This is a genomic window from Pseudomonas sp. OST1909 (assembly GCF_015277575.1).
GTDB lineage: Bacteria > Pseudomonadota > Gammaproteobacteria > Pseudomonadales > Pseudomonadaceae > Aquipseudomonas > Aquipseudomonas synxantha_A.
On sequence record NZ_CP063780.1, the window covers coordinates 4,383,788 to 4,398,012 of the forward strand.

Genomic DNA, 14,225 nt, shown 5'->3' on the forward strand with positions numbered 1-14,225 from the left:
CGCACTCGTAAAAAATATAAAACAGAGGTTCCAGGATGGCGAACACCCCCTACCCCCAGTCCTATTACGCCGCTTCCGCGAATGCAGCCCCACCCCGTCCAACCCTGCAAGGTGAGGTCGAAACCGATGTCTGTGTGATTGGTGCCGGCTATACCGGGCTTTCCAGCGCGCTGTTTTTGCTGGAGAACGGCTTTCGCGTCACGGTACTGGAAGCCGCCAAGGTGGGTTTTGGTGCCTCGGGTCGTAATGGCGGGCAGATCGTCAACAGCTACAGCCGTGATATCGATGTGATCGAGCGCAGTGTCGGGCCCAGACAGGCTCAGTTGCTGGGGCAGATGGCCTTTGAAGGCGGCAAGATTATTCGGGAGCGCGTGGCTAAATACCAGATCCAGTGCGACTTGAAGGACGGCGGTGTATTTGCCGCACTCAACAGCAAGCACATGGGTCATCTGGAATCGCAGAAGCGCCTGTGGGAGCGCTACGGCCATACGCAGCTTGAGTTGCTCGACGAGCGCCGCATCCGCGAAGTGGTGGCCTGTGACAACTATGTGGGCGGTTTGCTGGACATGAGCGGCGGGCATATCCACCCGCTCAACCTGGCACTGGGCGAAGCGGCGGCCGTGGAATCCCTGGGCGGTACGATTTATGAGCAATCGGCAGCGGTGCGCATCGAGCGCGGCGCCAACCCTGTGGTACACACCGCCGAAGGCAGGGTCCGGGCCAAATTCATTATCGTTGCCGGTAACGCTTACCTGGGCAACCTGGTGCCGGAGCTGGCGGCCAAGTCGATGCCATGCGGTACCCAAGTGATCACCACCGCACCCCTTGGCGATGAATTGGCCAAGACGCTGTTGCCGCAGGATTACTGTGTCGAAGACTGCAACTACCTGCTCGACTACTACCGCCTCACCAGTGACAAGCGCCTGATCTTCGGCGGCGGCGTGGTGTATGGCGCGCGGGACCCGGCGAATATCGAGGCAATCATCCGGCCGAAAATGCTCAAGGCATTCCCGCAACTCAAAGACGTGAAGGTCGACTACGCCTGGACCGGCAATTTCCTGCTGACCCTGTCGCGCCTGCCCCAGGTCGGCCGTCTTGGCGACAACATCTATTACTCACAAGGCTGTAGCGGCCATGGCGTGACGTACACGCACCTGGCAGGCAAAGTACTGGCTGAGGCATTGCGCGGGCAGGCTGAGCGTTTTGATGCGTTTGCGGATTTGCCGCACTACCCGTTCCCGGGCGGGCAGATGTTGCGTACGCCGTTTGCGGCGCTGGGGGCTTGGTACTACGGGCTGCGCGATAAATTCGGAATGTAAACACAACCCGTGTGGGGGCGACTTGCTCGCTCCCACACCAGTTATGCGCTTCACACGCTGCCGTCAATGCGCCTTGTGTTCGACGGAAGGCGCCTCGGCTTGCAGCTTCTGCACATCGCCTACGGCCAGCTCAGCCGATTGGCCGCCCCAACCTTGACGCAGGTAATTGAGCAGATCAGTCAGCTGTTGCGCACTGAGCTTCTCGGAAAACCCCGGCATCGGTTGCATGTGCTCGAACCCGGAAAATTTCTGCTCGCCAATACCGTCCTCGATCACGCGCAGCAGGTTGCGCGGGTCTTCCAGGCGCAGCGTGGTGTTGCCGCGCATGGCCACCGCGATGTGCGGCTTGCCTTCCCCACCCGCGGCGTGGCAACCGGCGCAGACGTTCAGGTATTCCTGGCGGCCGCGCTGAGCGCTCTGGCTGAGTTTATCCACCGGCACGTCGACCAGCGCTTTGGCGGCTGGCGGGTTATCGCCCAGCAGGAACGTGGCCATCGCGGCCAGATCCTGATGGCTCAGGCCCTGGGTGCTGTTGTGGAACACCGGGAACATCTCGTTGAACATCGTGCCTTGGGCGCTCATGCCGTGCTTGAGGAATGTGGCCAAGTCCTGTTCATTCCAGCCGCGGGCAGCCAGGTCCGTGGCGAGCAGGCTAGGCGCCAGGTAACCATTGAGGATGCCGCCGGTCAGGCGCTTGTCCAGCTCCATCGCGCCCGGCAGGCCGCGTGGCGTGTGGCACTCACCGCAGTGACCAAGCACTTCGACCATGTACTGGCCGCGTTTCCAGGCTTCGCTTTTACCTTCGGCCGGCTCCAGTTTCAGCGCTTTGCCGTACAACGCATTCCAGCCCATCAGGCCCAGGCGCACGTTGAACGGAAAACTCAGGCTCGTCACCGGCGCTGCACGTTCGATCGGCTCGATGGTTTTGAGGTACGCATGAATCGCATCCGAATCTTCGCGCGGCATCAGGTGGTAGGAGGTATACGGCATCGCCGGGTACAGATTCGCCCCGTCGCGACGCTTGCCTTGCGTCAGCGCAGCGAAGAACTCGTCATCGTTGTACAAGCCGATGCCGTGCTCTTTGCTCGGCGTGATGTTGGTGCCGTAGATCGTGCCGAACGGCGAGACAATCGGCAGCCCGCCCGCAAACGGCGCGCCGCCCGCTGCAGTGTGGCACGCCATGCAGTCGGCGGCGCGGGCTAGGTATTCGCCGCGCTTGACCTGATCATCGGCATGGGCAAACAGCATCGGCGCAGCCAGGCCGACCGCCAGGGTCATTCGGGTCAGAAAAAGCTTCATGCTCAACCCTCCTTGACCAGGCCGAGATCGGTCAGCACGTTGCGGGTAGCGTTGTAATAACGCACGTACCCAGTGCAACGGCAGACGTGATGCCCAAGGCTGTCCTCGATGACTTGTTCCAGTTTGCTGTGCACGGTCGGCTGACGTTGCAGCTTTTCCACCAGCACGGTCGCCGCGTTGACGAAGCCCGGCGCGCAGTAGCTGCACTGGAACGCAAACTCATCCACGAAGCGCTGCTGGATCGGGTTCAGTTCGATGACCTGCCCCGACTCATCGCGCTTGGCGTGGGATTCAATGGTGCGCACTCGCTTGCCTTCAAAGTAATGCGCGCCGGTGATGCACGTGCGCACTTCTTCGCTGGTGCCGTCCGGGTTGTCGACGATGACCACGCAAGCGTGGCAAATACCCTGGCCGCAGCCAAGACGCGAACCGGTGAGGTTTTTGTATTCGTGCAGGTAATCGATCATCGGCAGGTCATCAGGGATGTCCACTGGGCCGACGGATTGACCATTGAGGGTCAGTTGAAGCGGACGATTAGGCATTGAGGGCTTCCTTGATGCGCGCAGCAGTGATTGGCAGGTCGCGAACACGTTTACCGATGGCGTGCGCCACGGCATTACCGATGGCCCCGACAATCGGGATCATCACCACTTCAGCGATACCCTTGGATGGATCGCTCGGCGACAGCGCCGGCAAAATCTCCGAGGTCTGCTTCCACACGGCAACGTGACGCGCCATCGGCAGACGGTAACGGTTGAAGTTCCAGTCACCCTCCCCCGGCCCGCCCTCATACAGCGGCATTTCCTCCATCAATGCGTGGCCGATGCCCATGGCGACACCGCCCTCAAGCTGACCTTTGACCAACTCCTCAACCAACACGCGGCCGCACTCGATCCACGAATGGTGATTGAGCACTTCCACCTGCGCCGACCCCTTGTTGACCTTCAACTCGACCAATGTGGCGACCGGGCTGTAGTAAGTCACGGCAGCGTTGTTCAACTGCGTCGCGGGGTAGCTGATGTTCTGGCGATCCAGCAGATGGAAGCCGGCAGTGCTCATCAGCGCCTGCTTGGCTTTTGGCGCGCCGTCGCCGTACTTCACGGCCAGGCCGTCGAGCGGCAGGCGCTCGCGCACGCCGTCGATGCTGTATTCAGCCTCGGCCCAACTCCAGCGGTTGAAACCGTGCACAGTGGCCGCCGTGACCAGGCCGCGCTCGTGGGCACGCTTGGCCAATTCTTCAAAACTGAGCGGCTGCATGCCGTTGGCGGTGAGCTTGCCGTCGACCCAATGCGCATCTTCGCGGCGCACCACATAGGGGTTGGCCTGACCGCCGAACGGGCCCTGACGCCAGATCTCCAGCGCCGCTGGCCACAAACCATGGTTGAACAGCACGCGCGCCGCTTCACGGGTGGCGTGGCTGAAGTAGTACGCCGAGTTGGTGGCCGAAGATGCCGAAGCGAGCTTGCCCACCCAGCGCGGGTTGCGCAGCAGGTTGTCCTGCTCGGCCTGGCTCATGATGTAAGGGTTGCCGCTGGTGATCAGCTGCATTTCCTTCCACTCTGTTTCGCCAGTCTTCACTTCGTGGGCCGGGCTGCCAAGGAAATCGGCAACGACCAGCGATTGCGAGGTAGACATACCGGTGCCGATTTCGATACCGATATGACGCAGACTGATGCGACCGTCAGCGCTGAATTCGATACTGGCCATCGGTGCTTCGGAACCAGTGCCAAAGTCTTTCTGGCAGATAGCGAAACCCACGCCGTACCAGTTATCCGGGTCTGCGGCTTCGCGTTGTTGCTTGATCGCGTCGCGGTTTTTCCAGACCTCGTGAACAGAGGCTTTGTCGAGAATTTCGTGCAGGCGCAACGCACCGGCAGGAATAGCGCCCTGGGTGTTTTTCATGCCCGAACGCAGTGCGTTCTTGCGGCGCAACTCGATAGCATCCACACCGAGACGACCGGCGATTTCGTCGACCATCATTTCCGTCGCGGCCATGCTCTGCAGGGTGCCGTACCCACGCATCGAACCGGCTTCAACGCCCCGCGAGTGATACGCGGTGACTTGCAGGTCGTTCTGCGGCATGTAGTAGATCGACTGTGCGGCCGTGGCGCCTACTGCGGCTACCGAGGGGCTGTAGTTGATCCGGCCACCGCCGTCGACGCTCATGTCGGCGAGGAAGATCTTGAAGCTGTGATCGTTCTTGTCGACAGCCAATTGATAACGAATGTCGAACGGATGACGCTTGATGCCGCTCTGGAACTGCTCGTAACGGTCATTGGCCAGACGCACCGGCACGCCGGCACCGTACAACGCCGCGAGGGCGGCGTAGTAGACAAAGATGTTGTGGTCTTTGGAGCCGTACCCCACGGTGTAACCGGGGTGCATGTTCAGGTTGGCCAGGCCGAAGCGCGACGGCGAGATCATTTTCGCCGTCTCGGTGGCAACCTCCAATGGGCACTGGGTGGCCACCACGAAGTGCAGGGTCTTGGTTGCCGGATCGTACCAACCGTTGCCGTTGTCCGGCTCCATGGCGGCCGGCTCGATTGACGGAGTCTTGTAGCGCTCGTCGAACACCAGCCAGTTGTCCGGCGGCGTGTTGATCTGGCTCTTCATGCGGTCGGCGTAGAACAGACCGCGCTCGGTCAGGTTGCCGTGCAGATTCGGTTGTGAATTCCATACCGGGCGACGGTTTTTCAGCATCGGAAACAGAATCGAATCCTTGAGGCTGGCAAATTCGTCTTCATCGGCCGAGGTGGGGCCGCCAACGCGCACATAGCGGAAGCTACCGTAAGGGTCGCCTTCGTAGTACGGCACTTTGGCGCCGTAACGAATCGCCTTGTCGTTGAATTTGAGTTTGTTCTTGGCCTGGCGGAAACGCTCGAAATCGTTCCAGATCAGGATCGCCACCGGGTGACCGATAAACATCGGCACCTTGCCTTCAGGCAGCAGCGGATCCGGAGCATGTTCCTCGGGGAAAACGATACCGTCCTTGTCCAGATCGGCAGCGGTGACGATACGATCCGGCTGCAGATCGGCGCCGAGCCACGCCAGGTCGTAGCCCGCATAAATATGGTCGGCCTTGATGGTTTTCAGCAGCATGGCGTGACCTTGCTGCACGGGCCAGCCGGGCATGTCCTTGGAGCGGATGTCGCGGGCGAAGACTTTGCTGCCGCACACTTTGGACAACGCATCGTTACGCTGGCGCGCCTTGCCGTTATTGCCCAGCCATTTTTCGGACGGCACGGTAACGCTGTTTTCCATCAGGGCAGCCAGCGCCTGGGTGCTCAGCGGTGTCAGCGTGACGCTCACACCCGCCACCAGGCCGCCCTGGAGGAACGAGCGCCGGGTTATTTCACGGTTGGACATGGATCATCCTCTGAGCGGTTATAAATCCGCCCTTATGGTTAAGTACACCGAATATCGAGACTTGCAGAAGCCTTTTTGCGACGAATCAAAAGGCCATGATGACAGTGCAAAGTTGACCGAAGGGTTAACTTTAAAGGTTTCTGCGCCTGCGGCAAATAACCACATTGAAATTTTTTGACACAACAACGCAAAACGGCCGACAAGATCGAGACGATCTGTCAGCCGCTTGCCTATGAATGAGGACGATGTCACAAACACCATGACGTTTTTTCAAACGCCAGACACAAAAAACCCCGGTCTTTCGACCAGGGTCTTTGCTATCGGATCAAGTCAGCCGGTGGCTTTCTTGTGCTTCAAGGCGTTCAGTGGACCTTGAGGCAGATATGGCGCAGCGGACGGGACTCGAACCCGCGACCCCCGGCGTGACAGGCCGGTATTCTAACCGACTGAACTACCGCTGCGTATCGCTTGGCTGATTGAGCGTAAAGCCTCAACCACCTTTAAACATCTGATCGATCAACCTGGGTTGTTCAATCTCAAGCCCGATACATCGAACCTGGAAAATATGGCGCAGCGGACGGGACTCGAACCCGCGACCCCCGGCGTGACAGGCCGGTATTCTAACCGACTGAACTACCGCTGCGCGTCGGTGCAACCTTTAACGTTGCGTCTTGCCCTGGGGCAAGACTCTCAAGAAGTGGTGGGTGATGACGGGATCGAACCGCCGACCCTCTGCTTGTAAGGCAGATGCTCTCCCAGCTGAGCTAATCACCCTTTGCTTCGTTGAGGCCGCGAAATTTACGCAGGTAGCGGACCTAAGTCAATAGCCTGCTTGAAGTTTTTCTGAAAAAGACAAAATCACTTCAAGACGGCTAACCGCCCTACTCGCTGTAAATCATCTTCTTGCTCATGCCACCGTCCACCACAAACTCTTGCCCGGTGACAAACCCGGCCTGACGCGACAGCAACCAGGCTACCATCGCCGCCACGTCCTCTACCGTGCCCACCCTGCCCGCAGGGTGCTGGGCATGATCGGCGTCTGTGAGCGGCTCGGCACGGCGCGCAGCAGGATCACGCGCATCGATCCAGCCGGGGCTGACCGCATTGACCCGAACCTCTGGCCCCAGGCTCATGGCCAAGGCGTGAGTCAGGGCCAGCAAGCCACCCTTGCTCGCCGCGTAAGCTTCGGTATCCGGCTCCGATTGACGGGCCCGGGTCGAGGCCAAATTGACGATCGCACCGCCGTGGGCGCGCAGGTACGGCGCGCAATGCTTGGCCAACAGCATCGGCCCGCCGAGGTTCACCGCCAGCACGCGATTCCAGTACGCCAGATCGAGGCTTTCCAGGGTGATATTGCGCGGGTCAGCCACGGCGGCATTGCAGACCAGCGCGTCGAGTCGCCCGAACTGCCCCAACACCTCGGCAACCCCCTGGGCCACTTGCTTCTCGTCGGCCACGTCCATGGTGATGAACCAGGCGTTATCACCCAGCACCTTGGACACCTTGGCGCCGCGCTCGCGGTCCAGGTCGGTCAACACCACCTGCCAGCCTTCGCTGATCAGCCACGCGGCAATCCCCAGGCCAATGCCCCGCGCCGCGCCCGTTACCAGCGCAACGCGCCCGTTACTGGCCGCCGCGGCCTCCATGGACCACTCGATCACAAGGCCGCCAGCCCGCGGGCCAGGTCTGCCTGCAAGTCTGCTACATCTTCCAGGCCCACCGCGATACGGATCAGGCTGTCACGGATGCCGGCCGCTTCACGCTCCTGCGGCGCCAGGCGCCCGTGGGAGGTGGTGCTCGGGTGGGTGATGGTGGTCTTGCTGTCACCCAGGTTGGCGGTAATGGAGATCAAGCGCGTCGCATCGATAAAGCGCCAGGCGCCGTCTTTGCCGCCCTTGACTTCGAAACTCACCACCGCACCAAAACCACGCTGCTGGCGCTGGGCCAAGGCGTGTTGCGGGTGGCTCTTGAGGCCAGCGTAGTGCACTTTCTCGATACCGTCCTGCTGCTCCAGCCACTCGGCCAGGGCCTGGGCGTTGGCGCAATGGGCTTTCATGCGCAGGCTGAGGGTTTCCAGCCCCTTGAGGAAGATCCAGGCATTGAACGGGCTCAGGGTCGGGCCGGCGGTACGCAGGAAGCCCACCACTTCCTTCATCTGCTCGCTGCGTCCAGCCACCACGCCGCCCATGCAACGGCCCTGGCCGTCGATGAACTTGGTTGCCGAATGCACCACGATGTCCGCACCCAGCTTCAGCGGTTGCTGCAAGGCCGGGGTGCAGAAGCAGTTATCCACCACCAGCATCGCACCCTTGGCGTGGGCGACTTCGGACAGCGCAGCAATGTCGACCAACTCGGCCAGCGGGTTCGACGGCGATTCGACGAACAGCAGCTTGGTATTGGCCTTGATCGCCGCATCCCAGCCGGACAAATCCGCCAGGGGCACGTAATCCACTTCGATACCGAAGCGCTTGAAGTACTTCTCGAACAGGCTGATGGTCGAGCCGAACACGCTGCGCGACACCAGCACATGGTCGCCAGCGCTGCACAGGCTCATCACCACCGCCAGGATGGCCGCCATGCCGGTCGCGGTCGCCACAGCCTGCTCAGCGCCCTCCAGGGCCGCGATACGCTCTTCGAACGCGCGCACGGTCGGGTTGGTGTAACGCGAGTACACGTTGCCCGGCACCTCACCGGAAAAACGCGCCGCAGCGTCGGCCGCCGTGCGGAACACGTAGCTTGAGGTGAAGAACATCGGGTCACCGTGCTCCCCTTCCGGGGTGCGGTGCTGGCCGGCGCGCACAGCCAGGGTATCGAAAGCTACGCCATCGAGGTCGCTGTCCAACCGACCGGCATCCCATTCCTGACTCATGCTGCGACTCCTTACTCAATACGTTATTTAAGATACAAAACCGGCCCCTCAGGGCCGGTGTCTACTCAGTTGTTGTACAGGTCGATGATCGCGCTGACCGCCTGGGTCTTGATCTTGGACGAGTCGTTACGCGCCTGCTCGATCTTGTTCAGGTAAGCCTCGTCGACATCTCCGGTCACGTACTTGCCGTCGAACACGGCACAGTCGAACTGCTCGATCTTGATCTTGCCCCCGCCAACCGCTTCGATCAGGTCCGGCAGGTCCTGGTAGATCAGCCAGTCGGCGCCGATCAGGTCGGCCACGTCCTGGGTCGAACGATTATGTGCAATCAGCTCGTGGGCGCTCGGCATGTCGATACCGTACACGTTCGGGTAACGCACCGCAGGCGCCGCAGAGCAGAAGTACACGTTCTTCGCACCGGCTTCGCGGGCCATCTGGATGATCTGCTTGCAGGTGGTGCCGCGTACGATGGAGTCGTCCACCAGCATCACGTTCTTGCCGCGGAACTCAAGCTCGATGGCGTTGAGCTTCTGACGCACCGATTTCTTGCGCGCAGCCTGGCCGGGCATGATGAACGTACGGCCGATGTAGCGGTTCTTGACGAAGCCTTCGCGGAACTTGACGCCCAGGTGGTTGGCCAGCTCCAGCGCAGCGGTACGGCTGGTGTCCGGAATCGGGATAACCACATCGATGTCGTGCTCAGGACGCTCGCGCAGGATCTTCTCGGCCAGCTTCTCGCCCATGCGCAGACGCGCCTTGTAGACCGACACACCGTCGATGATCGAGTCCGGACGCGCCAGGTAGACGTGTTCGAAGATGCACGGGGTCAGCGTCGGCGCAACGGCGCACTGGCGGGTATGCAGCTTGCCGTCTTCGGTGATGTAGACAGCCTCGCCCGGCGCCAGGTCGCGGATCAGGGTAAAGCCCAGTACATCCAGGGACACGCTTTCGGACGCGATCATGTACTCGACGCCTTCGTCGGTGTGACGCTGGCCGAACACGATCGGGCGGATGCCGTGGGGGTCGCGGAAACCGACGATGCCGTACCCGGTGATCATCGCCACCACGGCATAACCACCGACGCAACGGTTGTGCACGTCGATCACGGCAGCAAACACGTCTTCTTCGGTCGGCTGCAGCTTGCCGCGCTGGGCCAGTTCGTGGGCGAACACGTTGAGCAGCACTTCCGAGTCGGAACTGGTGTTGACGTGGCGCAGGTCAGATTCGTAGATCTCCTTGGCCAGCTGTTCAACGTTGGTCAGGTTACCGTTGTGCGCCAGGGTGATGCCGTAAGGCGAGTTGACGTAGAACGGTTGAGCTTCGGCCGAAGTCGAGCTACCGGCAGTCGGGTAACGCACATGGCCAATACCCATGTGCCCGACGAGGCGCTGCATGTGACGCTGATGGAACACGTCACGCACCAGGCCATTGTCCTTGCGCAGGAATAACCGGCCGTCGTGGCTGGTCACAATACCGGCAGCGTCCTGGCCGCGGTGCTGGAGGACGGTTAGCGCGTCATACAGCGCCTGATTGACGTTCGACTTACCGACGATACCGACGATGCCACACATGCGACGCAACCCCTACTTAATGAATCTTGACTGAACACAGCTTACTGAGGCGTTTGCGCCGGCAAGAGGTGTTCCTTGAACGGAAGATCAGCGGGTACGCTGATTCCGCTGGCCAGCCACTGACTGCTCCACCCCAATATGAGGTTCTTGGACCAATCTGCAACCAATAGAAATTTTGGCACGAGTACCGACTCCTGCCACCACGAATCCTGCTGTACCGGCCCCAGGCTCAACAGCCCGACCGCCACAACCACCAGCAACGCGCCACGCGCGGCACCGAAGGCCATGCCGAGAAATCGATCGGTCCCGGAGAGGCCGGTGACACGTATCAACTCGCCAATAAGATAATTGACCATTGCCCCCACCAGCAGCGTGGCGATGAACATGATGGCGCAGCCCGCGATGACGCGAGCCGAAGGTGTCTCTATGTACCCGGCCAGGTAGACCGACAGTGAACCACCGAACATCCAGGCTACGACTCCTGCGATGATCCAGGTCAGCAACGACAGTGCTTCTTTTACAAAGCCGCGGCTCAGACTGATCAAAGCGGAGATGGCGACGATTGCAACGATCGCCCAATCAACCCAGGTAAATGGCACAGTGCAGCCTACGTACGGATAAGGCGGCGCATTTTAGCAGAGCGCCGGGCTATCGGTAAGCGGTGATTGCGGCTGCTTTGCAAATCAATAGATTGGGCGGTGTGAACGCCATTTCAAGCCCACCATAAACCAATGTGGGAGGGGGCTTGCTCCCGATTGAAGTGTGTCAGTATCAGATGTACTGACTGACCCACCGCTATCGGGAGCAAGCCCCCTCCCACACTTAGATTGCGTTAATGCCTGCTTGAATCAGCCGCGCTCGGGCTGGAAACGCACCACAAACCCATTGAGGTTCTGCTGGCGGCCCAGCAAATCGCGCAGGCGATCCGCCTCGGCGCGCTCGATCAGCGGCCCGACAAACACCCGATTCTTGCCATCGGCACTGCGGATATAGGCGTTATAACCCTGGGCACGCAGCTTTTTCTGCAAGGCGTCGGCACTTTCGCGATTGGCCAGGCTGGCGAGCTGGATCGACCAACTGATCGGCAGGCCATTGGGATCAATGCGGCTCTGGCCCACATCCGGTTTACCCGGCGCAGCAGGCTGCGGCGCCACAGGCTTGGGCGTTGGCGCCGGTGCCGGCGGTTTGGCAGCGACAGCGGGTGCCGGCGCTGGCTTGACCACCGGCACACTTGGCTGCACCGGCATCGAAGGAGCCTGTTGCGTAGCGACCTCCTCCTCGACAGGTACAGGCTCTTCCGGCAACGCCTGAGGCTCGGGCACCACCACCGGCTCGACCTGAACCTGGGGCACCACCGGCGCCTGGGGCGCAGCGGGTGCTTCAACCACCACCTGGCGCTGCTCGTCCTGACGGGAAAACAGCATCGGCAGGAAGATGACTGCCAACGCCACCAACACCAGGGCTCCAACCATTCGCTGCTTGTATGCGCTATCCAGTAATGCCATGTGCAGCTTCCTCCGTGGAGCGCCGGGCCAGCCATTCGAGCGCCTCGGCAACACAATAAAATGATCCGAACAACAGGATCTCGTCCTCGGCCGTAGCCACCGCACACTGCGCCTCCAGGGCGGCAATGATGCTTGCATACGACGTCACGGGCGCGCCAAGGTTCTGCAAGGCGGTTTGCAGCTCAGCCGCCGGCCGGCTACGCGGTGTATCCAGCGGCGCAACAGCCCAAGACTGAACACTGCCAAGCAACGGCGCAACCACGCCTTCCAGATCCTTGTCGGCCAACAGCCCGAACACCGCCAGGCGACGGCCGGCCGGTGGCGTGCGCGCCAGGCGCTGCGCCAAATAGTGAGCCGCATGGGGATTGTGACCCACATCCAACAACAGGTTCAGGCGCTTGCCTTGCCAGTCGAGCACCCGACGATCCAGGCGCCCCACCACTTTCGTCGCCCGCAGGGTTGCGCCGATCTGCTCGGCATCCCACGGCAGATCCAGCAGCAAATAGGCTTGCAGCGCGAGTGCAGCGTTTTCCATCGGCAGGTTCAGCAGCGGCAAATCAAGCAGCTCGACCACCTTGCCACGGGCATCACGCCCGCGCCATTGCCAATGGGTCGCACCGATGTCGAGATTGAATTCACGACCGCGCAGGTAGAACGGGCAATCCAGCTCGCGCACCTTGTCCAGCAAAGGTTGCGGCGGATCCAGGTCGCCACACAGCGCCGGCCTGCCCTGGCGGAAAATCCCGGCCTTTTCATAGGACACGGACTCGCGGGTATTGCCCAGGTAGTCGGCATGATCAACCCCGATGCTGGTGACCAGCGCCAGGTCGGCATCCACCACATTGACCGTATCCAGGCGCCCACCGAGGCCGACTTCCAGCACGACCACATCCAGTTGCGCACGCTCGAACAGCCAGAACGCCGCCAGGGTGCCCATCTCGAAATAGGTCAGGGAAATATCGCCACGCCCGGCATCCAGGGCAGCGAAGGCTGCGCACAACTGCTCGTCCGTGGCTTCGACGCCATTGAGCTGTACCCGCTCGTTGTAGCGCAGCAGGTGCGGCGAGCTGTACACACCGACCTTCAGGCCCTGGGCCTGCAACAGCGCCGCGACAAAGGCACAGGTGGAGCCCTTGCCATTGGTGCCGGTCACCGTGATCACACGCGGTGCCGGCTGGCCCAACCCGAGGCGGGCCGCTACCTGTTGCGAGCGCTCCAGGCCCATGTCGATGGCGGACGGATGCAACTGCTCAAGGTAGGCGAGCCATTCGCCCAGGGTACGTTGGGTCATAGGTTTGCAGGCACCGGCGGCACGACGATTGGCTCGACTTTAGGCGCGACGTACACAGGCGTCGGCAGGCCCATCATTTGCGCCAGCAGGTTACCCAGACGTGGACGCAGCTCGCCACGCGGGATGATCAGGTCAATAGCGCCGTGCTCCAGCAGGAACTCGCTGCGCTGGAAGCCTTCCGGCAGCTTCTCGCGCACGGTTTGCTCGATCACACGCGGGCCGGCAAAACCGATCAGCGCCTTGGGCTCGCCGACGATCACATCGCCGAGCATCGCCAGGCTGGCGGAAACGCCGCCGTAGACCGGGTCGGTCAGTACCGAGATGAACGGAATGCCTTCTTCGCGCAGACGCGCCAGTACCGCCGAGGTCTTGGCCATTTGCATCAGGGAAATCAGCGCTTCCTGCATACGCGCACCACCGGAGGCGGCGAAGCAGATCATCGGGCAACGGTTTTCCAGGGCGTAGTTGGCAGCACGCACAAAGCGCTCACCGACGATGGCGCCCATGGAACCGCCCATGAAGGAAAACTCGAAGGCCGAGACCACCACGGGCATGCCCAGCAGCTTGCCGCTGACCGAGATCAGCGCGTCCTTCTCGCCTGTCTGCTTCTGCGCACCGACCAGACGGTCCTTGTACTTCTTGCTGTCGCGGAACTTGAGACGGTCGACCGGCTCCAGGTCAGCGCCCAGTTCGTTGCGGCCATCGGCATCCAGGAAGATGTCGATGCGCGCGCGCGCGCCGATACGCATGTGGTGATTGCACTTGGGGCAAACATCCAGGGTCTTTTCCAGCTCCGGGCGGTACAGCACCGCGTCGCAGGACGGGCACTTGTGCCACAGACCTTCAGGAACCGAGCTTTTCTTCACCTCGGAACGCATGATCGAAGGGATCAGTTTGTCTACTAACCAGTTGCTCATGCTTTCTTTCTCCAGTACCGGTGGCTTGAACACAGCCCCGCGTATGCCCTTGAGCTAAATTCATATGTGGCGATGATGCCTGCGGGAC

General features: G+C 61.3%; 12 protein-coding genes and 3 tRNA genes. 2 read left to right on the forward strand and 13 right to left on the reverse strand.

From position 1 onward, the window contains the following. Positions 1-35: 35 nt before the first annotated feature. Positions 36-1,319, forward strand: coding sequence for an FAD-binding oxidoreductase (locus IH404_RS18945; protein ID WP_194438772.1), 1,284 nt, complete (start codon positions 36-38; stop codon positions 1,317-1,319). Between the two features lie 63 nt (positions 1,320-1,382). Here IH404_RS18945 and IH404_RS18950 read toward each other — a convergent pair whose 3' ends face one another. The 3 genes from IH404_RS18950 to IH404_RS18960 are packed head-to-tail and all read right to left on the reverse strand — an operon-like array spanning position 1,383 to position 5,984. Next, positions 1,383-2,618, reverse strand: coding sequence for a cytochrome c (locus IH404_RS18950; RefSeq protein WP_194438773.1), 1,236 nt, complete (start codon positions 2,616-2,618; stop codon positions 1,383-1,385). A 2-nt stretch (positions 2,619-2,620) separates the two neighbouring features. Further along, positions 2,621-3,160: a (2Fe-2S)-binding protein gene (locus tag IH404_RS18955; protein ID WP_005789732.1), complete on the reverse strand. Its 540-nt coding sequence runs from the start codon at positions 3,158-3,160 to the stop codon at positions 2,621-2,623. After that, positions 3,153-5,984: a xanthine dehydrogenase family protein molybdopterin-binding subunit gene (locus IH404_RS18960; protein WP_005789746.1), complete on the reverse strand. Its 2,832-nt coding sequence runs from the start codon at positions 5,982-5,984 to the stop codon at positions 3,153-3,155. Before IH404_RS18960 ends, IH404_RS18955 begins: the two co-directional genes overlap by 8 nt. Between IH404_RS18960 and IH404_RS18965 the strand changes: the two genes are divergently transcribed. Continuing rightward, entirely contained in the window at positions 5,983-6,162 is a 180-nt protein-coding gene (locus IH404_RS18965) for a hypothetical protein (RefSeq protein WP_157264169.1), read from the forward strand. The genes IH404_RS18960 and IH404_RS18965 overlap by 2 nt on opposite strands. A 206-nt stretch (positions 6,163-6,368) precedes the next feature. On the opposite strand, the gene IH404_RS18970 is transcribed toward IH404_RS18965, so the two are convergent. From IH404_RS18970 to accD, 10 genes are all read right to left on the reverse strand, one after another. Beyond that, positions 6,369-6,445 (reverse strand) — tRNA-Asp (locus IH404_RS18970). A gap of 105 nt (positions 6,446-6,550) precedes the next feature. Further along, a tRNA-Asp gene (locus tag IH404_RS18975) sits at positions 6,551-6,627 on the reverse strand. Positions 6,628-6,682: 55 nt separating this feature from the next. After that, positions 6,683-6,758 (reverse strand) — tRNA-Val (locus IH404_RS18980). 107 nt (positions 6,759-6,865) lie between these two features. Continuing rightward, positions 6,866-7,630 (reverse strand): SDR family oxidoreductase, encoded by a 765-nt coding sequence (locus IH404_RS18985; protein WP_032880253.1) that lies wholly within the window; start codon positions 7,628-7,630, stop codon positions 6,866-6,868. Between the two features lie 11 nt (positions 7,631-7,641). Continuing rightward, complete coding sequence (locus IH404_RS18990; protein WP_005789748.1) at positions 7,642-8,853, reverse strand: O-succinylhomoserine sulfhydrylase; 1,212 nt, start codon at positions 8,851-8,853, stop codon at positions 7,642-7,644. A 65-nt stretch (positions 8,854-8,918) separates the two neighbouring features. After that, on the reverse strand, positions 8,919-10,424 hold the full coding sequence (gene purF, locus IH404_RS18995; protein WP_005789750.1) for an amidophosphoribosyltransferase: 1,506 nt from the start codon (positions 10,422-10,424) through the stop codon (positions 8,919-8,921). 41 nt (positions 10,425-10,465) lie between these two features. Continuing rightward, positions 10,466-11,023 carry a CvpA family protein gene (locus IH404_RS19000; protein ID WP_005789751.1) on the reverse strand — a complete coding sequence of 186 codons (558 nt, stop codon included), beginning with the start codon at positions 11,021-11,023 and terminating at the stop codon, positions 10,466-10,468. Positions 11,024-11,272: 249 nt separating this feature from the next. Continuing rightward, entirely contained in the window at positions 11,273-11,929 is a 657-nt protein-coding gene (locus tag IH404_RS19005) for an SPOR domain-containing protein (RefSeq protein WP_005789752.1), read from the reverse strand. Continuing rightward, positions 11,913-13,220, reverse strand: a complete 1,308-nt coding sequence (gene folC, locus IH404_RS19010) for a bifunctional tetrahydrofolate synthase/dihydrofolate synthase (protein WP_005789753.1) — start codon at positions 13,218-13,220, stop codon at positions 11,913-11,915. The genes IH404_RS19005 and folC overlap by 17 nt, the downstream gene beginning before the upstream one ends. Beyond that, positions 13,217-14,137 carry an acetyl-CoA carboxylase, carboxyltransferase subunit beta gene (gene accD / locus IH404_RS19015; protein ID WP_005789754.1) on the reverse strand — a complete coding sequence of 307 codons (921 nt, stop codon included), beginning with the start codon at positions 14,135-14,137 and terminating at the stop codon, positions 13,217-13,219. Before accD ends, folC begins: the two co-directional genes overlap by 4 nt. Between the last annotated feature and the right edge of the window lie 88 nt (positions 14,138-14,225).